The organism is Halostella limicola (assembly GCF_003675875.1).
Classification (GTDB): Archaea; Halobacteriota; Halobacteria; order Halobacteriales; family Natronoarchaeaceae; genus Halostella; species Halostella limicola.
Genome location: NZ_RCDI01000004.1, coordinates 64,375 through 81,325 on the forward strand (window position 1 = coordinate 64,375; position 16,951 = coordinate 81,325).

The 16,951-nt window shown below is 69.0% G+C and carries 19 protein-coding genes; 8 read left to right on the forward strand and 11 right to left on the reverse strand.

Going from position 1 to position 16,951, the window contains the following annotated elements:
• Positions 1–29: 29 nt before the first annotated feature.
• On the reverse strand, positions 30–191 hold the full coding sequence (locus tag D8670_RS21120; protein ID WP_162994342.1) for a hypothetical protein: 162 nt from the start codon (positions 189–191) through the stop codon (positions 30–32).
• A 95-nt stretch (positions 192–286) separates the two neighbouring features.
• The gene (locus tag D8670_RS17215; RefSeq protein ID WP_121819363.1) at positions 287–1,312 is read right to left on the reverse strand and encodes a threonine ammonia-lyase; all 1,026 of its coding nucleotides are present in this window, start codon (positions 1,310–1,312) and stop codon (positions 287–289) included.
• A gap of 215 nt (positions 1,313–1,527) precedes the next feature.
• On the opposite strand from D8670_RS17215, the gene D8670_RS21125 reads away from it, so the two are divergent.
• Positions 1,528–1,674: a hypothetical protein gene (locus D8670_RS21125; protein WP_162994343.1), complete on the forward strand. Its 147-nt coding sequence runs from the start codon at positions 1,528–1,530 to the stop codon at positions 1,672–1,674.
• A 68-nt stretch (positions 1,675–1,742) separates the two neighbouring features.
• Here D8670_RS21125 and D8670_RS17220 read toward each other — a convergent pair whose 3' ends face one another.
• The 3 genes from D8670_RS17220 to D8670_RS17230 form a co-directional block, all read right to left on the reverse strand.
• The gene (locus tag D8670_RS17220) at positions 1,743–2,900 is read right to left on the reverse strand and encodes a glutathione-independent formaldehyde dehydrogenase (RefSeq protein WP_121819364.1); all 1,158 of its coding nucleotides are present in this window, start codon (positions 2,898–2,900) and stop codon (positions 1,743–1,745) included.
• A gap of 491 nt (positions 2,901–3,391) precedes the next feature.
• The gene (locus tag D8670_RS17225) at positions 3,392–4,573 is read right to left on the reverse strand and encodes an ABC transporter substrate-binding protein (protein ID WP_121819365.1); all 1,182 of its coding nucleotides are present in this window, start codon (positions 4,571–4,573) and stop codon (positions 3,392–3,394) included.
• A gap of 116 nt (positions 4,574–4,689) precedes the next feature.
• The gene (locus tag D8670_RS17230) at positions 4,690–5,262 is read right to left on the reverse strand and encodes a DUF2238 domain-containing protein (RefSeq protein WP_121819366.1); all 573 of its coding nucleotides are present in this window, start codon (positions 5,260–5,262) and stop codon (positions 4,690–4,692) included.
• Between the two features lie 132 nt (positions 5,263–5,394).
• Here D8670_RS17230 and D8670_RS17235 point away from each other — a divergent pair, with 132 nt between their 5' ends.
• Complete coding sequence (locus D8670_RS17235) at positions 5,395–6,264, forward strand: universal stress protein (protein ID WP_121819367.1); 870 nt, start codon at positions 5,395–5,397, stop codon at positions 6,262–6,264.
• Positions 6,265–6,332: 68 nt separating this feature from the next.
• On the opposite strand, the gene D8670_RS17240 is transcribed toward D8670_RS17235, so the two are convergent.
• Positions 6,333–7,274, reverse strand: coding sequence for an alpha/beta hydrolase (locus tag D8670_RS17240; protein WP_121819368.1), 942 nt, complete (start codon positions 7,272–7,274; stop codon positions 6,333–6,335).
• 113 nt (positions 7,275–7,387) lie between these two features.
• Here D8670_RS17240 and D8670_RS17245 point away from each other — a divergent pair, with 113 nt between their 5' ends.
• The 3 genes from D8670_RS17245 (at position 7,388) to D8670_RS17255 (ending at position 9,705) form a co-directional block, all read left to right on the forward strand.
• Positions 7,388–8,488, forward strand: coding sequence for a Gfo/Idh/MocA family protein (locus D8670_RS17245; protein ID WP_121819369.1), 1,101 nt, complete (start codon positions 7,388–7,390; stop codon positions 8,486–8,488).
• Between the two features lie 93 nt (positions 8,489–8,581).
• A complete protein-coding gene (locus D8670_RS17250) occupies positions 8,582–9,280 on the forward strand; it encodes a YqjF family protein (RefSeq protein ID WP_121819370.1) in 699 nt (232 codons plus the stop codon).
• 56 nt (positions 9,281–9,336) lie between these two features.
• A complete protein-coding gene (locus tag D8670_RS17255; RefSeq protein ID WP_121819371.1) occupies positions 9,337–9,705 on the forward strand; it encodes a hypothetical protein in 369 nt (122 codons plus the stop codon).
• Between the two features lie 17 nt (positions 9,706–9,722).
• On the opposite strand, the gene D8670_RS17260 is transcribed toward D8670_RS17255, so the two are convergent.
• The 4 genes from D8670_RS17260 to D8670_RS17275 form a co-directional block, all read right to left on the reverse strand.
• Positions 9,723–10,127 (reverse strand): hypothetical protein, encoded by a 405-nt coding sequence (locus tag D8670_RS17260; RefSeq protein ID WP_121819372.1) that lies wholly within the window; start codon positions 10,125–10,127, stop codon positions 9,723–9,725.
• 52 nt (positions 10,128–10,179) lie between these two features.
• Positions 10,180–11,172: a YeiH family protein gene (locus tag D8670_RS17265; protein ID WP_121819373.1), complete on the reverse strand. Its 993-nt coding sequence runs from the start codon at positions 11,170–11,172 to the stop codon at positions 10,180–10,182.
• 174 nt (positions 11,173–11,346) lie between these two features.
• Positions 11,347–12,222, reverse strand: a complete 876-nt coding sequence (locus D8670_RS17270) for an NAD(P)-binding domain-containing protein (RefSeq protein ID WP_121819374.1) — start codon at positions 12,220–12,222, stop codon at positions 11,347–11,349.
• Between the two features lie 137 nt (positions 12,223–12,359).
• On the reverse strand, positions 12,360–13,154 hold the full coding sequence (locus D8670_RS17275; RefSeq protein WP_121819375.1) for a helix-turn-helix transcriptional regulator: 795 nt from the start codon (positions 13,152–13,154) through the stop codon (positions 12,360–12,362).
• Between the two features lie 217 nt (positions 13,155–13,371).
• Here D8670_RS17275 and D8670_RS17280 point away from each other — a divergent pair, with 217 nt between their 5' ends.
• Entirely contained in the window at positions 13,372–14,355 is a 984-nt protein-coding gene (locus tag D8670_RS17280; RefSeq protein ID WP_121819376.1) for a DMT family transporter, read from the forward strand.
• A gap of 4 nt (positions 14,356–14,359) precedes the next feature.
• Here the strand turns inward: D8670_RS17280 and D8670_RS17285 are convergent, their stop codons facing one another.
• Positions 14,360–14,662, reverse strand: a complete 303-nt coding sequence (locus tag D8670_RS17285) for a PadR family transcriptional regulator (RefSeq protein ID WP_121819377.1) — start codon at positions 14,660–14,662, stop codon at positions 14,360–14,362.
• A gap of 115 nt (positions 14,663–14,777) precedes the next feature.
• Between D8670_RS17285 and D8670_RS17290 the strand changes: the two genes are divergently transcribed.
• Both D8670_RS17290 and D8670_RS17295 read left to right on the forward strand, forming a co-directional pair.
• Positions 14,778–15,146, forward strand: a complete 369-nt coding sequence (locus D8670_RS17290) for a hypothetical protein (protein ID WP_121819378.1) — start codon at positions 14,778–14,780, stop codon at positions 15,144–15,146.
• A 47-nt stretch (positions 15,147–15,193) separates the two neighbouring features.
• Positions 15,194–16,720 (forward strand): NAD(P)/FAD-dependent oxidoreductase, encoded by a 1,527-nt coding sequence (locus tag D8670_RS17295; RefSeq protein ID WP_121819379.1) that lies wholly within the window; start codon positions 15,194–15,196, stop codon positions 16,718–16,720.
• Positions 16,721–16,951: the final 231 nt, after the last annotated feature.

A 16,951-nucleotide genomic window follows, 5' to 3' on the forward strand; every position in this document is an offset into this window, starting at 1 on the left:
TGCATAGTCCTCAGTCTCCGCCGCATCCCTCAGTCCGTGCCGTAACCGACCTCCTCGCGGAGGTCGTCCCAGGACTCGTGGAAGCCGTAGGTGGACCGGGACTCGCCCACGACGGCGTCCTGATACACGTCGTCGTACTCCAGAAGCGCCGTCCAGCCGTCGTGGTAGCGATAGCTGCAGTACTGACACATGTGAACGAGTACCGCGACGACGAACAAAGAGGTGTCGGCGGGCGCTTCCTCCGGCCGACCACCGACGCCCTCTCGGAGGGGATCCGCGGCGTCTCCTACTCCCCCTCAGCGAGGATCCGTCGCAGCTTCTCCGCGTCGAGGTTCCGGCCGGAGACCGGCAGAACGACCGTCCCGCCGCGGAGTTCCTCGGACCGCTGCCGCATCGCGGCGACGGCGGCGGCGCTGGCGCCCTCCATCACGACCGTCTCGTCGACGAGCAGGTCGCGGACGCCCGCCCGGAGCGCCTCCTCGCTGACGAGACGGAAGTCGTCGAGTCGCTCGCGGAGCAGGCGCGTCGTGAGCGCGAAGGGGACCCGAGTCGCCAGTCCCTCGGCGAACGTCTCCATCCGGTCGCTCGGGTCGAGGTGGTCCTCCGCCCACGCCCGGTACATCGCCGGCGCGGCCTCGGACTGCGCGCCGACGACCGTCGCGTCGGTCAACTCGCCGACCGTGAGGCAGTAGCCCGACGCGCTCGACCCGCCGCCGACCGGGCAGAACACGTAGTCCACGTCGGGGAGGTCCTCGACCACCTCAAGGCCGGCGGTGCCGACGCCGGCCACCAGGTCGGGGTCGTTCGCGGAGTGGACGTACCGGTACCCCTCCGCGGCGGCCAGTTCCTCCGCCCGCTCGCGCGCCTCGTCGAAGTCGTCGCCGTACTCCCGCACGTCCGCGCCGAGGCGCTCCATCGCGGTCACCTTGGTCGGGTTGGCGTCCTCCGGGACGACGATGGTGACCGGCACGTCGAAAGTCCGCCCCGCGTAGGCGACGGACTGGCCGTGGTTGCCGGTGCTCGCGGCGATCAGCCCCGGGTCGCGAAACTCGGGGTCGAGTCGTGAGACGAGGGTGATCCCGCCGCGCACCTTGAACGCCCCCGTCGGGAGAGTGTCCTCGCGCTTCAGGTAGACGTCGGCGTCGAACTCGGCTGAGAGCGGTTCGCTCCGAACCAGCGGAGTCCGGGGAAGGTGCTCGCGGACCGTCCGTCGGGCGCGGTAAACGTCCGCGACGGACGGTGCCGAGAGGTCGTGGTACGGGAAGACGGTGGTCTCGTCCGGCGAATCGACCGGTTCGTACTCTGGAGCCACGGTTGCTTTCGCCTTCGCCGACCAGGTACAAAAGCTCACGTGACGGCCGAAAAGCGCCGGTTCTCGCCACCAAGGTGGTTTGGAACAAGGGTCATCAGTACTTGAGCGCCAAGCTATGGCATGACGAACTCGAAGCGGGAGACGACTAGCGAAGCGCGGATGGAGACGACGGTCGAGACGGCAATGGATGCCGCCGTCCGGCGGGGTGTGGGCGCGTGAGCGACAGCGCGAATCCCCGCGGCGACGGCGAGGCGTGCGTCTGCGAGAAGTGCGGCGACGCGTTCCGGCTCGTCTCCGTGCTGCCCGCGGCGTCCGAGTGGGAGTACTGCCCGACGTGCATGGAAGAGTACATGAACCGCTGAGTCAGGCCCGCCGCGCGAACGGCTCCCTGTCCCGCGGCGTCGCGTAAAAAACGAGTGCGGACCGTGGCTTACGGCTCCAGCAGGACCTTCGTGACGCCCTCCTCGCGGTCGTCGAACTTCTGGTACATCTCCGGCGCTTCGTCGAGGCTGACCCGGTGCGAGACGACGAAGCTCGGGTCGGCGCGGCCCTCGATGATCAGGTCGCGGAGCTCGCGGTTGTACTCCTTGACGTTGCACTGGCCGGTGCCGAGCTTCTGACCCTTCTCGAACAGTAGGCCGAAGTCGATCCCGAGCCGACCCTGCGCGGCCATCTCGTCGGGCGCGCCGGGGTCCTCGGGGACGTACAGGCCCGGGATCCCGAGTTCGCCGGTCGGCCGGACCGTCCGGATGAGGTTGTTGATGACGATCGCCGGGTTCTCGCGCGCAGGGTCGTACGCGTCGTCGCCTTCCTTGTCCGGGTCGATGGCCTGATAGCCCACCGCGTCGACGCCCTTGTCCACGCCGCCGCCGTGGTGCTCCTTGATCTGCTCGACCGGGTCCGCCTCCTCGAAGTTGATCGCGGTCGCGTCGCAGTGCTCCTCGGCGAGTTCGAGGCGGCTCGGGACGCGGTCGACCACGTAGATCTCCGCCGCGCCCTTGATCTTTGCGCTGTAGGCGGCCATCAGCCCCACCGGCCCCGCGCCGTAGATGGCGACCGACTCGCCGGGCTGGAGGTTCGCCAGTTCGGTGCCGTGCCACCCCGTCGGGAAGATGTCCGCGAGTAGCGCGAACGAGTCCTCGTGCTCGTCGCCCTCCGGCAGTTTGAGCGCGTTGAAGTCCGCGTACGGGATGCGGAGCTTCTCGGCCTGGCCGCCCTTGTACGGTCCCATCGCGACGTAACCGTACGCGCCGCCGGCGAAGCCGGGGTTCACGTTCGTACAGAACCCGGTGTAGCCGTCCTCGCAGTTCTCACAGAACCCGCAGGCCACGTTGAACGGCGCGACGACGCGGTCGCCCTCCTCCAGAGAGCTGACCGCGTCACCGACCTCCGTCACTACCCCCATGTTCTCGTGTCCGAACACGATCCCCGGCTCGGCCGCGGTCCGACCCTCGTACATGTGCAGGTCTGACCCGCAGATGCACGACGTCGTGATGTCGATCAGCACGTCGTTCGGATGCTCGATCTCCGGTTCGTCTACCTCTTCCACCGCTACCTCGTGTTCCCCCTTGTACACGACGGCTTTCATTGACATTGTCTAACAGCCCACACATAGGCAACGTCCGCTGTAACTTAATGCTAATTTATGATAGTAGAGTAATACCGAAAACTCGTGTCAAGTTCCTCCCAGTAACCGGCCAGGATTGCCGAATCCCGCGCGTACTGTCGGTGTGCGGTGCAGACCGCTACGCATCCTTGTCTGTCATTCCGGGACGCGTACGCGATTCGTCCGGTAGTGAAGCCGTTGTTACGAGAGTAGTGACGCGCGCGTTCTCACTTCTTTCATTACGGTACCGTTTAATATCGAAATACCACCTAATCAGGTGTTCGATGGAAGACGGACCAGCATCGGGGGGTGAACCGCAGACGTTCGGACGGTGTACGGCGTGCGGTACCGTCTACGCGGTACAGCGGACGAAGGAGGGGAACATCAGACCGGTTGGCACTGACGGCTCTTGCGGATGTGGAAACGAGCAGTTCGAACCGCTCTTCGAACCGTAGCGCCCGCTCGTCGTCCCGTCAGAACTCTCCGCGGATCACGTTCGCGACGCGTTGGTGGTCGAACAGCTGTTCCTCCTCCGGGAGGCTCGGATAGGGGCCCTCGTCGTAGGTCGGCCACTCGCCGAACTGCTCGGGGTAGAGCTGTTTCGCCGTCATCTCGATCTGGAAGAGGTTCACGAGCGGCCCCTGGTGGCGCGTCCCCTGCGCGTGGACTCGGCCGTCCTGAACGGCGGTGATCACGCTCGCGACGGGGTCGTCCTCCAGACCGCTCCGGATCGCGGCCATGTCGCGGAGGTCGACCGTCCCGCCGAGAACGATCAGCACGTCGGGGTCGGCTTCGACGAGCGCCTCGTAATCGATCTGGTCGCCGTTGCCCACGTCGTCCCCGAACGCGTCGACCGCTCCGAACGGTCGGGTGTGCGACGTGTGGTAGCCGGGCGCGTTCACCCGGTACACCCACATGCTCTCGTCCGTCGTCGACGTGAGGACCATCGCCACGCTCGGCCGCTCGTTCTCGGGCGGGAGGTTCTCGCGGACGGTCGAGAGCATCGCGTCGCGCTCCTCGAGCAGGGCCTCGTAGCGGTTCCGCTCCCGGAGCGCGTCGGCGACGCGTCCGAACTGCTCCCAGAGGGTGTAGTACTCGTAGTCGTCCGCGTACTCGCTCGGCGGCTCCCGGTGCTGGTCGCTGAACGTGTTGCCGAACCACGGCCCCACCGTGTCCCGGACCTCCTCGATGTCCGACTGCTCCCAGTTCTCCATCGTCAGGACGTTCGCGGGGTCGGCGAGGTGGACGTCGCTGTCGAGTTCGTACAGCGTCTCCTTGTCGGGATTCCACGCGGCGTAGAGGTCCGCCCAGTCGACCGAGACGCCGTCGAGGGGGTCGACGAAGGCGCTCATCAGCGAGTCGGTGTACTCGGGCGAGTAGACGCCGGTGAGGTCGTCTCCCCGGCCGAGCGCGAGCGCCATGTCGGCGTGGTGGCTCAGCACCGTGAACACGTCCTCGGGTTTCGACTCGAACTCTACTTCTCCGACCGGGGCTATCGACGCCGTGTACGCCGGTTCGTCGTCGGTCTTTCCCCCCGATTCCGCGTCACCCCCGGCGGAACAGCCGGCGAGCAGCCCGCTCCCGACGACTGCGCTGCCGTATGTCAGGACCTCCCGTCGCGTCGGTTCCGGTGATCGCGTGGAATCGCTGCCCATGAGGTTTAGGCTACCCTAAAACACCATAGTGATTCCGATTCCTAGGCAGGCCTAATACTCGTCCCAGTCGGTTCTCGTCGAGCGCGGACGACCGCGGCTACGCTACGAGACGGCTGTTACGCGGCGTCACCGACGACGTTTCCGAGGACGCGGTCGCCGAACGCGAGGACGAGCAGCGCGCCGACGAGGTCGAAAACCAGATCCAGCAGCGTGTCGGTCGCCCCGTAGTGGACGAGTATCGGTTCGAGGCCGACGCGCTCTGCGACGGCGTGGATCCCGTATTCGAGGAGTTCCCACGCGAGTCCGAGGGTGACGACGGCGGCGAGGACTCGCGGGCGGGGATCGCGGCCGTTCCGACGCGCCGCCGCGAAGACGGTCCCGCCGAGGAGCGTCGCGGAGTGGGCGTGCGTGAGATGGTCCCACCACCACACGTCGTCGTACAGTCCGAGCATGCCAGCGGCGTGGGTGACCATCGCCGACTCCACGTACAGCCGCTGCCACGGGCGGAACTCGACGCCGTACCAGCGTTCCGCGAGCCCGGGGAGGTACGTGGCGGCGAACGAGAGGGCGGCGTTGACCACCGCCCCGGGGTTTCGCCGCCGAAGCCCGGCGAGAAACACCCCGAGTATCGCGCACCTGATACCGCCTTCGGCCGTCCGTTCCGCCGCCGTCCGTGGGGACTCCGTCATCGATACTCGTTGGTACGCCACAGCTCGGAAAATAGGTGGTGATCCGCGCAGGCACCCACCGATCACGTGGTTCCGGATCCCCGCTCCGACCTGCGGCTTGATGACTCCCGGGAACGAACAACCGTCCAACGGATGTTCCGAGACGTTCTCGTTCCGACCGACGGCAGCGACTGTGCGGGCGTCGCGGTCGAGTACGCCGCCGACCTTGCGGGACGGTACGACGCCGACGTCCACGTGCTGAACGTGGTGGACAACCGGCGCGTCGAACACGGCCCGCACTACGACGAGCGCCGTGAAGCGGCCGCCGAACTGGTCGATTCCACGGCGGATCGGCTCGAAGACGACGGGCTCGGGGCCGAACGGGCCGTGCGGACGGGGGTCCCGTACGAGGAGATCGAAGCGTACGCGTCCGAGGCGGGCGTCGACCTCGTCGCGATGGGGACGCGCGGGCGAACCGGTGTGGACGAGCACCTCCTCGGGAGCGTCACCGAACGAGTGGTTCGATGCTCCGACGCCCCGGTCCTCACGGTCCGGACGATGGACGATTCGGCCGTCACGTTCCCATACGACGACGTTCTCGTGCCGACGGACGGCAGCGACGGCGCCGAAGCCGCAGTCGGTCCCGCCGCGAGCGTCGCCGGCACGTACGGCGCGACCCTGCACTCGCTCTCGGTCGTCGACACGCGGTCGCTCGGGATCGACGTCCGCTCCAGCGCGCTCGTGGACGCTCTCGAAGACCAAGCCCGGGACGCCGTCGAAGCGGTCGCGGAACGGGCGTCGGCGGCGTCGGTGGCGAACACCGAGACGGCGGTCGACCACGGCCTGCCGTCGGAGTGCGTCCGAGCGTACGTCGAGGAGAACGACGTCGACCTCGTCGTGATGGGCACGCACGGCCGGAGCGGGGTCTCCAGGTACCTCCTCGGGAGCGTCGCCGAGAAACTCGTCCGCACCTCGCCGGTACCCGTGATGACCGTCCGGGAACCGACCGGGGACGAGGCGTAGCGGCGCCCGTTCCCCCGGGCGATGCCGTCCTCGTCCGCTTTGGCCGGCGGGGTCGCCTGCAGGGCGACTCAGTCCGACAGGTCCGCCCTGAGGCCCGCTGCGGCGTCCTCGACCACGTCACGGGTACGATCGATGCCGGGTTCGACGAGCATGGTGAACACCCCGTGGACGAGGTCGTCGTAGTGGTAGTGCGTCGTCGGGACGCCGGCCTCGGCGAGCGCGTCGGCGTACGCCCTGCCTTCGTCGCGGAGCGGGTCGAACCCGCACGTCTGGACCGTCGCGGGCGGCAGCCCGGCGTGGCTCGCCGCGCGGAGCGGCGACGCGTATGGGTTCGCCCGGTTCAGATCGCTCGGGAAGTACTGCTCCTCGAACCACCGCATATCCGCCTCGGTCAAGTAGTACCCCTCGGCGTTCTCGTAGGAGTCCCAGTGCGTGCTCGCGCTCGTCACCGGGTAGATCAGCAGTTGCGCGTCGATCGCCGGGCCGCGACGCTCCCGGGCGAGTAGGGTGACGGCCGCGGCGAGGTTGCCGCCGGCGCTGTCGCCGCCCACGGCGAGGCGGCCGTCGCCGCCGACGGCGGCGGGGTTCTCCGCCACCCACTCGGTCACCGCGAAACAGTCTTCGACGGCCGCGGGGAACGGGTGCTCCGGTGCGCGGCGGTAATCCGCGGCGACGATCACGCAATCGGCCGCGTTCGCCAGCGCGCGGCAGGCGGCGTCGTGGGTCTCCAGGTCCCCGAGGACGAACCCGCCGCCGTGGAAGAACGCCAGCGCCGGGTGCGGCCCGCCGCCGTCGGTTCTCGGGGTGTACACTCGGATCGGAATCTCGCCGTCGGGGCCCGGGACGGTCCGGTCCTCTGTCGCCGCCACGTCTTCCCGGTCCGACGGGTCCGAGAGAAACGCCGCCGACAGCTCCCGGGCCTGCTCCGCGCCGACGTCCGCGAGGTCGGGTTGGCCCAGTTCGTCGAGGAAGTCGAGGTAGTCGCTGACCTGGGGGTCGAGTTCGGCCATATCCCCTGATCGGTCGATAGGGGCAAAATTGTGGGGATTGTGAACGGAAAACAACCCAGAGAGAATTCACCGCAAGGATCAGCTATTTGCCGCCCGAACGCCTTTCTCTGCCAATGAACGATGAGATAGTTCGTCTCGGAGTCGTAGGGCTCGGGTTCATGGGCCAGACGCACGCGACGAACGCCGAGACGTTCGGACACGAGGTGGTGGCCGGCGCGGACGTGGTCCCCGAATCCCGCGAGGAATTCGCGGCGGAGTACGGCGCCGCGACGTACGAGGACCCGGTGGACATGTACGACGCGGAGGAGCTCGACGCCGTCGCCGTGGCGACGCCGAACGCGTTCCACGAGGAGGCGGTCGTTCCCGCGCTGGAGCGGGGGTACGACGTCATCTGCGAGAAGCCCCTCGCACACGACCTGGAGAGCGCGGAGCGCATCGCCGCGGCCGCCCGCGAGGCGGACGCGTTCTGCACGGTCAACTTCCACAACCGCGTCTCGACGGCGGCGGAACTGTTCAAGGGCTACCAGGACGACGGTCGCTTCGGCGACGTCCGCCACGTCCGGGGCAACTACATCCGCTCGCGCGGCATCCCGGGCGTCGGCTCGTGGTTCACCGACGAGAACCTGTCCGGCGGCGGCGCTGTCGTGGACATCGGCGTCCACGCCATCGACTTCGCGCTCCACCTGATGGACTACCCGGCCGTCGAGAAGGTGTTTGCCGTCACCCGCTCGGAGTTCGGCACCCGGGACGACTACGTCGATCCCGGCGACTGGTACGAGGCCACCGACGAGGCCGTGTTCGACGTCGAGGACTCCGCGACAGCGATGATCCGCCTCGCCGACGACCGGACCATATCGCTGGAGATCGCGTGGGCGGCGAACGAGGCGTCCTCGCAGGAGTTCGTCGTCCGCGGGAGCGATGCGGGCGCGAGGCTGGACCTCGGCGGCGACGGACTGACGATGCTTGAGTCGGGCAAGCAGGGGACCGACCACCTGGTCGACTCGGCCATCGACACCGGGTCGATCGACCACACGGGCTGGGAGGGCAGCGACAAGCGCTTCCTTGACGCGGTCGCCGCGGGCGCGGAGCCCGAGACCACGGTCGAGGAGGCGCTCACGGTCCAGCGCGTCATCGACGCGATCTACCGGTCCGGGGAGTCCGGCGAACTCGTCTCGGTCGACGAGGCGGACGCGGCGACGCGGGCCGGGGAGTAGGCCTCGGCCGCCCGAAAGGACGAACTGCCCCCGGCGCCTAGTCGGACCGTGACCCGGCGCATCCCGCGGTTCCGGCCCGGACTGCCGGTGGCGATGGAGTGGCGCGACGTGCTGTTCGCGAACTGGCCGGTCGATCCCGACCTCGTCGCGGCCCACCTGCCGCCGTCGCTGTCGGTGGACACGCACGAGGGCCGGGCGTGGCTCTCGGTGGTCCCCTTCCTGAACGACGACGTCCGCCCGCTCGGCGTCCCGGCTGTCGCCGGCCTCTCGCTCCCGGAGCTGAACCTCCGCACGTACGTCACCCGCGACGGGGTGCCGGGGGTCTACTTCTTCAGCCTCGACGCCGAGGGGCTGCTCGGGGTCCTCGGCGCTCGCGTCATGAACCACCTCCCGTACTACAACGCCCGGATCGCGATCGACGAGACCGACGACGGGACCCGGTTCACCAGCCGCCGCCGGCATCCGGGGGCTCGACCCGTCGACTTCGCGGCGACGTACCGCGGTACCGGCGACCGGTTCTACGCGGAGGAGGGATCGCTCGCGGCGTTTCTCACGGCCCGGTTCCGCTACTTCACGGAGGCGCAGGACGGCACAGTGCGGTACGCGTCCATCGACCACGACCCGTGGCCGCTGTACGAGGCCGAGGTCCGGATCGACCGGAACACGCTGTTTCGCGCCAACGGGTTCCGGCCGCCGGAGTCGGATCCCGTCCACCTCTACAGCCCTGGGGTGACGACGACCGCGTCGGAGAGCCGTCGATGGCGGCCGATCGACGACAGCGGTGCGGACTGATCCGCGCCGAACCTTTGACAGATAGTACCAAGGACACCGCGCTCCTACTCGACCGCATGGACCCGACTCCCGCGGCGGAGTGGCCGGAACGGCCCCTCACCGAGACCGAGGCGTCCGATCTGCTGGGTGACACCCCGGACCGACCCTATCCGGCGTTCGACGAACCGGTGACGGCCGTGTGGGTGATGGACCACGACCCGGCGACGCGGGCCGCCGTCCTCGGCCCCGACGCGCCGGGCGACGCCGTCATCGAGATCGTGCTGGAGACGCGCGGGTCGTTCCACATGTACAGCTACGCCGCTGGCGACGGCGAACCGGAGTGGACCTACTACGGCGAGGAGGAGAAGGAAACGGCGGGCGCGGAGCAGATGGCGGCGACGCTGGAGAGCTATCGGGTGCTCGCCGGGGAGAGCGACCTCGACTGACGGGCACGGTTCTCCGGTCAGAGGCCGAGCGCGTCCCGGATAGCGGCGAGGACGCCGTCGTCGCCCGTCGGTAGCTCGCGGGCCAGCGCGTCGACCTCGTCGTCGCCGAAGCGCTCGTCCTTCCGGGCGGACCGGAGCCACGCCTCCCACTCCGCCGGCGGCAGCGTGCCGCGCGAGTCCTCGCCCCACTGCTCGGCGAGCGCTTCCTCGTCGGGGAAGGGCACGTCCATGTCGCTCCCGCCCCAGTACAGGGGGACGAGTTTGAAGTCGTACTCCTCGTGGTTCTCGGCCCCCGTCCGCGGGATCGATGAGTCCTGCTCACCGGTGTCGAGCGGCGCGAAGCGGTAGGGGTAGTCGTTGAAGAGGAAGACGTCTTCCGGGGTGACGACCTCGCCGTTCGGGAGTTCGAGCGTCTCGGGCATCGGCTACGGGACGGTTGGGGCGCCACCTCCTTGAGGATGTACGTCTGTCTCTTCAGAACAGCGCGCCGACGAGCAGATACGTCAGCGCGCTCACGACGAGCAGGTACCCGCCGACGACGCCGACGGGCACGACCCCGGCGTTACGCAGCTCACCGAGGCGGATCTCGAACCCGAGGCCGGCGAACGCGAGCAGGAAGAGCGCGTCCGACGCCGTCAGGATCGGGTCGACCGCCCACCCCGGTATCGCGCCGACGTTCGTTAGCAGCGCGACGAGGACGAACCCGAGGAGAAACTTCGGAAAGTCGACCCACACCTGCCGAACGGGCTGGTCGATCGCCCCTGCGGTCCGGCCTGTGTACCGGATCGAGTACCCGACCGCGACGACGCCGATCAGCGCGTTGCGGGCGAGTTTCGTCATCGTCGCCCACTTCCCCGCGACGGGGGAGTGTGCGAACCCGGCGGCCGCGACGGGACCGGTGGAGAACATCGAGAGGCCGATCCAGACGCCGAACGGGCGCGGCGCGACGTCGAGCAGGCTACCGACCGCCGGGAACGCGACGAGCGTGACCGCGTCGAACAGGAGGATCGTCGCCGCGGCGTGGGCGATCTGGGACTCGTCGGCGTCGCAGACCGGCGCGACGGCGGCGATTGCGGAGACGCCGCAGATGCTCGATCCCGCCGCCAGGAGCGACCCCATGCGGTCGCCCAGCGCGGCGGCCCGCGAGAGCGCCTGCACGAGCGCGAGGCCGAAGGCGACCACGGCGACGATGAGGCCGACGAGCACCGGCCCAGCGGCGACTATCGCCTCCACCGAGAGGCTCGCACCGAGGAGGATGATACCGGCCTCTAGCAGCGTCGAGTGCGTCGCGACGCCCCGCTCCGCCCACGCCGGGATCCGGAAGACGTTGGCGGCAACGGCCCCGACGGCGATGGCGAGGACGAGCGGCGTCACCAGCGGGATCGCGCGCCCGAGAAGCGTCGCCGCGCCGGCGACGGCGACGAGCAAAAGCAGGCCCGGGACCGACCGCCGAGCGCCGGCGATCATGCGGCGTCCGCGCGCCCGCTGTCGGTCGACGTCGACGGGCGGCGACGGGTCCGTCGATCATCGGCGAGCGACGCCCGGCGTAGCCGCGGCCCGCAGGGTTCCATGCTCCCCACCAGAAGCCCCCGATGCAAAGAGGTTCCCGATCCGAGGACGGCCGCGAAGACGGCTCCCGACTCACTCCGGCGACTCGCCGAGCACGGCGTCGAGGAGCGCACGGGCGTCGCGCCGACGCCGCTCGCGCTCCGCCGGCGACTGCTGGTAGTCGAGGCGCTCCTCCTTGAGCGCTCGTTTGATCGCCGCGACCCGCTCCTCGCCGATGTCGCGGTCCCCGGGGATCCGCTCGTCGATCCACTCGTCGACGTGGGCCTCCCACTCCTCGCCGCCGTACGTCCCCTCCTCGACGCGCCAGTCCCAGAACTGGGCGAGTTCCCCCGGGAGGCCCTCCTCGCTTGCGCGGTGGTCCCGGACGAGCGACTTCGCGACGCGGGCGCCGTGCCCGGCGCTGACGAGCACCTGATGGGGGTCGCCTGAGAGCCACCCCGCGACGTAGAGGCCGTCCACGTCGGTCCTGCCCGTCGCCTCGTCGGCGTCGACGGGGTGGTTGCCCTCCTCGTGGAACTCGCCGTCCCGGAGGCCGGCGAGGTAGTCCGCGTCGTACGCCGTCGCGGCGACGACGTACGTCGCGCGGAGTCCCTCGCCCCCGTCGGTCCGGACGCGGAACGCGTCGCCGTCCCGCTCGACCCGTCGGACGTGGCCGTCGACGACCTCGGCGCCCTCGTACCGGGCGTGGCCCCTCGCGAGCGCGAGGAACGATTCGGGGTCGATCCCGAGAAAGCCCACGTAGTTCTCGACGAGATAACACCGCCGGATCGCCGACGTCCCGCGGTCGAGGACGACCGTGTCGAGCCCGTACCGCGCCGCGAACACGGCCGCCGCGAGCCCCGACGCGCCGCCGCCGACGACCGCCACGTCGTACTCCTCGCTGGTCGGCGCGTCGGTTTTCCCCGTTCTGATGGCGTCCGCGCGCGTCCCCTCGGACATCTCTCCCATAGTGTTTTAGGCTAACCTAAAACAATTTAACGGCTTCGGAGTTCCGCTCCGCAGAGCGACGAGCGAACGGACACGCAGTCCACGGCCGGGTGTCGAGCGATCCGGTACGGTGCACTGACGGAAGGAAGCGCTCGCCGTTACCGACTCAGGTCGTCGAACGAAAGCGGCGTCGCCGACTCCCAGTAGCGGTCGAACGTGTCTCTCGCCCACGACTGCACCGCCGCGTCGTCCGCGTCGACCGACGCCTGCAGAACGCCGTTGTCGTCGCGGACCAGCAGGTGCACGACGCCGTCGGCCACGGTCACCGCGAGCGGTATCGGTTCGTCTCGGACTCTGACCGCCGCGCCGTCGGCCGAGAGCAGCGACCGAAGCCGCCGGCGCAGTTCGTCGTCCTCGGCGAGCGCGTCGACGGCGCGCTTCGAGAACACGCCCCGAAAGGTCGCCGGTCCCTCCGTCACGCGGTCCTCCACCGCCGCGAGGCTCTGCTCGTTGAACGCGTGGGAGAACACCCGCACCTCGTCGGCGCCGGCGATCAGGTCGACCACCCGCTGAACCGGGGCGTTCGGGCGCGTACCGGACGGGACGGTGATGGTGGCGTCGGCGAGACGCCGGAGGTCGAAGTCCATCTCTCGCGTCGGCAGGTACCGCACGACGCCCCGAAGTTCGCTCTCCGTCTCCAGGATCTCCAGCAGGTCGGTGAACCCCTCAGCGACGAGTCGACCCGTCGCCGTCGCTTCGTACCGCCCGTCCTCGCGCCGGATCCACGACCGATCGTCGAAGTCGCTCAGGATACGTCCGAGCGTCGCCTGCGAAGCGCCCGTCTCCGCCGCCAGGTCGCTGCGCGCGTGCGGTCCCTCGGCGAGCAACTGTAGCACCTCGACGCGGTTCGCCGAGAGCGCGAGGAACTCTATCTCTTCGAGTGCCGACTCCATACTCCTTCCTTTCCCCGTCGCGCGGAAAGGACTTTCGCACCGTGAAACTATTTCACACCGTGAATAGGTGCGGCGGTGCTTGATCGTCTCTTCCCGTGAAATAGTTTCTGAACGAAACTATAAGCGGTCATCTCCTACGAGAGAGTAAGATGATACGTCGTTCCCTTTCGCCGCTTCGCAGTTTTCCGGTATCGTCGCTCCACGGGGTGAGTTCACCGTGGTAGACCGACGCGCCGTGGTCTTCTTCGCCGCCGCGAGCGTCCTCTTCGGCGGGACGTTCGTCGCCGCGAAGGCGGGACTGGAGTACTTCCCGCCGCTGCTGTTCGTCGCGTTCCGGTTCGACGTGGCGGCGGTCGTCCTCGCGGCGTACGCCGTCCTCACATCGACGCGAGACGAACTCGTGCCGCGCTCGCGCGGCGACGCGGCCGGCATCCTGGCAACGGGCGTCCTCTCGATCGGTCTCACGAACGCGCTGCTGTTCGTCGGGCAGCAGTACGCCACGAGCGCCGTCGCCTCCATCGTCTTCAGCCTCAACCCCATCCTGACGCCGGTGTTCGCGGCGGCGCTGCTCGCCGACGAGCGCCTCTCCGTGCGCGCGGCGACGGGGATGCTCGTCGGCCTCGTCGGCGTCGCGCTCGTCGTCAGTCCCGACCCGGCGAACCTCCTCGGGGGAGACGCCGTCGGCAAGGCGATCCTCTTCGCCGGCGCCGTCGCCGGCGCGCTCGGGAGCGTCCTCATCCGGTGGTCCGACGGCACGCTGTCGAGCACCGTCCGCACCGCGTGGGGGCTGCCGTTCGGCGCGGCCCTCTGTCACCTCCTCGCGTGGTCGGCCGGCGAGTCACCCGGCGCCGTCGTCTGGGGACCGGAGGCCGTCGCTTCGCTCGCCTACGTCGGCGTGTTCGCCGGCGCGCTGGCGTACATCGCCTACTTCGGCCTACTCGACACGGCGGGCGCGATCCGCGCGAACCTGGTGTTCTACGTCGTGCCGGTCGTCGCGACGCTGGGCGGGTGGGCGGTTCTCGGAGAGACGATATCGCCGGGCGCGGTCGCCGGGTTCGTCACGATCTTCGCCGGGTTCGCCGTGATCGGCAGCGAGTCCGTCGACGTTCGGAGGGCCGTCACGGCCGCGGTCGCGCGGCTTCGGGTGACCGACGACCGACTCGACGTCGGCGACGATCCCGGCGGGTTCGGGTCCGACTGAGCCGTTACTGCGCCGGGTTGGCGACTTCGGCGTCCTCGCCGAGGTACTGCTTCTCCCAGCGCTGTCGGTCCTCGATCTCCCGCCGTCCGCGGCTCGTGAGCCGGTAGGCGTTCGTCCGCCGGTCCTTCTCGCTCTTGTCGACGAGGCCCTTGTCGACGAGCGTGTCGAGATTCGGATACAACCGGCCGTGGTGTACTTCCTTCTCGTAGTAGCTCTCCATCTCCTCTTTGATCGCCAGCCCGTGGGGCTCCTCTTGCCCGGCGATGACGTACAGGAGATCGCGTTGGAAACCAGTCAGGTCGAACATCTTGAATTATCCTCGTTCCGAGATAGCAACACCTCGTTACTTAATAGTCGGGGGAGACGTGCGCGGTCCGCGGGCACGAGCTTATATCCGTTCCCGGGTCGTTGCGCCGACCACGATGACCGGAGACCCCGCACCGTACGACCACGTCTGGGCGACGGACGCGGCGATCCCCGACGGGACGTATCGCGTCGTCGGCGTCGAGGACGGCGTGACGCTCCTCCGCGTCGGCGACGCGTCGGGGAAGCGTGTTCACGACGGTCGGGTCTTCACCCTGTCGCGCGCGGAGTACGCGGCGCTGCCCGAGGCGGACAACCCCGACGAGGAGAGCGCCCTGCGCCGGTGGGGGCTCGTCGCGCTCGCGGCGGCGGTGTTTCTCGTCAGCCTCTCGCCGGACGCCGCGGACGCGCTCGGGGTGTCGCAGTCGGCGCTCAGGAACGTGGTCGTCGTCCTCGTCGCCATCGATCTAGCCGACAGGTTTCGGTGACGGAGGATCTCACCCATTTATGTCTCCGAGGCCCTTCCCTGTGAACGATGGATAGCGTCACCGAAGGGTCGGACGCGACGGCGTCTACGGACTACGACATAGTCGTCGTCGGTGGTGGTGTCGCGGGAAGCTTCGCGGCGGCGACCGCCGCCGACCGGGGAGCCGACGTGGTTCAACTGGAACGGAAGTCGGAGGAAGAGGCGGGCCACATCGCCTGCGGCGACGCGATAAAGAGCCCCACCGACTCGGAGCTGTACCCCGGCCCGATCGACATGGACGCTATCGCGGCGAACGAGGACGTCCTGGTAGACGAGAACATCGACCAGATCGAGTGGTGGGACGAGGACCTCGACGTGCGGAAAGTCCTGCCGTACGACAGCGGCAGCAACGTGATAGACCGGTACGAGTTCGGGCAGGCGCTCCTCAGCCAGACCGCGGAACAGGGCGTCGACCAGCACTTCGACACCGTCGTCAACGGCGTCCTTCAGGACGACCAGGTCCGGGGGGTCGAAGCGGTGCGCGACGGCGAGACCGTCGAGTACCGCGCCGACCTCGTGATCGACGCCGGCGGCTCCCTCTCGAGCGTGATGGCGTCCGTCGACTTCGACGACCTGGACGCGCGTCCCGAGACCAGCTTCGAGGAGCCGCACTACCAGCAGTTCGGCTCCGCCTACCGGGAGATACTCGTCACGCCGGAGGACGTGCCGTACGACAACGCGCTGGTCGGGAAGCCCTTAGAGGAGATGGGGTACGTCTGGTACTTCCCGCGGACCCCCCGGGAGATAAACGTCGGGCTCGGCTTCCAGATGAACAAGGAGCCGGTCGAACTCGTCGACCGCCTCCGCGAGGACGTCCGGGACAGGCCGGAGTACGAGGGCGCGGAACTCGACGAGGTCAACGGCGAGCCCGACAAGCTCGGCGCCGCGCTCGGGCTCCGGCGACCGCTGGACTCGATGGTGGCGCCCGGGTACGTCACCGTCGGCTGTAACGCGGGCACGACCCACCCCATCTCGGGCAAGGGCATCAGGGGCGCCGCCGTGACCGGGTACTCGGCGGGCAAGCACGGCGCCGAGGCGGTTCTCGGGGACGAGGACGGCTTCATCTCGGAGGCGGACCTCTGGGACCACAACTACTTCGTCTACGTTGAGCACGGCCTCGGCACCCGGATCGCCTCGAAGGACCCGTACAACATCGCCGCGTCGCAGGCGGGCATGGAGAACGTCAGGGCGGCCGTCGCCCTGCTCCCCGAAGCGGAGATAACGGACGTCGTCTCCTCCGAGGGCGATTCGTTCGGCCTCGGCAACGTCGCGACCCTCGCGGCCGGCGTCGCTCGGAACGCGTGGAGCCTGTTCGCCGGCGGCGGGTTCGATCAACTCGACACCTCGAAGCGGGAGGTGGTGGAGACGCTCGCCGACTTCGTCGCGACGCGGCGCTACGCCGACCAACTCGAACGGCAGTACGAGAACTACCCAGCGGACCGCGACGAGTTCTTCCGCTGGCGCGACGAGCGGGACGCGCTGGACGCCGAACTGAACGAGCGGCTGGGGGTCTCGGGATCCGAGGCGAAGTACTGACCGCCCGCACGGGGCCGTTCCCGGGGCCGCTCCGGCGAACGTCGCTTTCGACTCATCCGACGTTTGGCTCCCCGACCGCGAAAGACCGGTGCGGAGAGCGCCGCGAGGGGATCGATCCATCCACCGCGTCTCAGGGGCGGCTAGAGCCTGTGGCTCGCCAGCGACGCAGCGGCTAAGGACGGCGACTCACCAGCGGCGCGGCGGCCGGCGTTCGCGCCGCCGTCGCGGCCG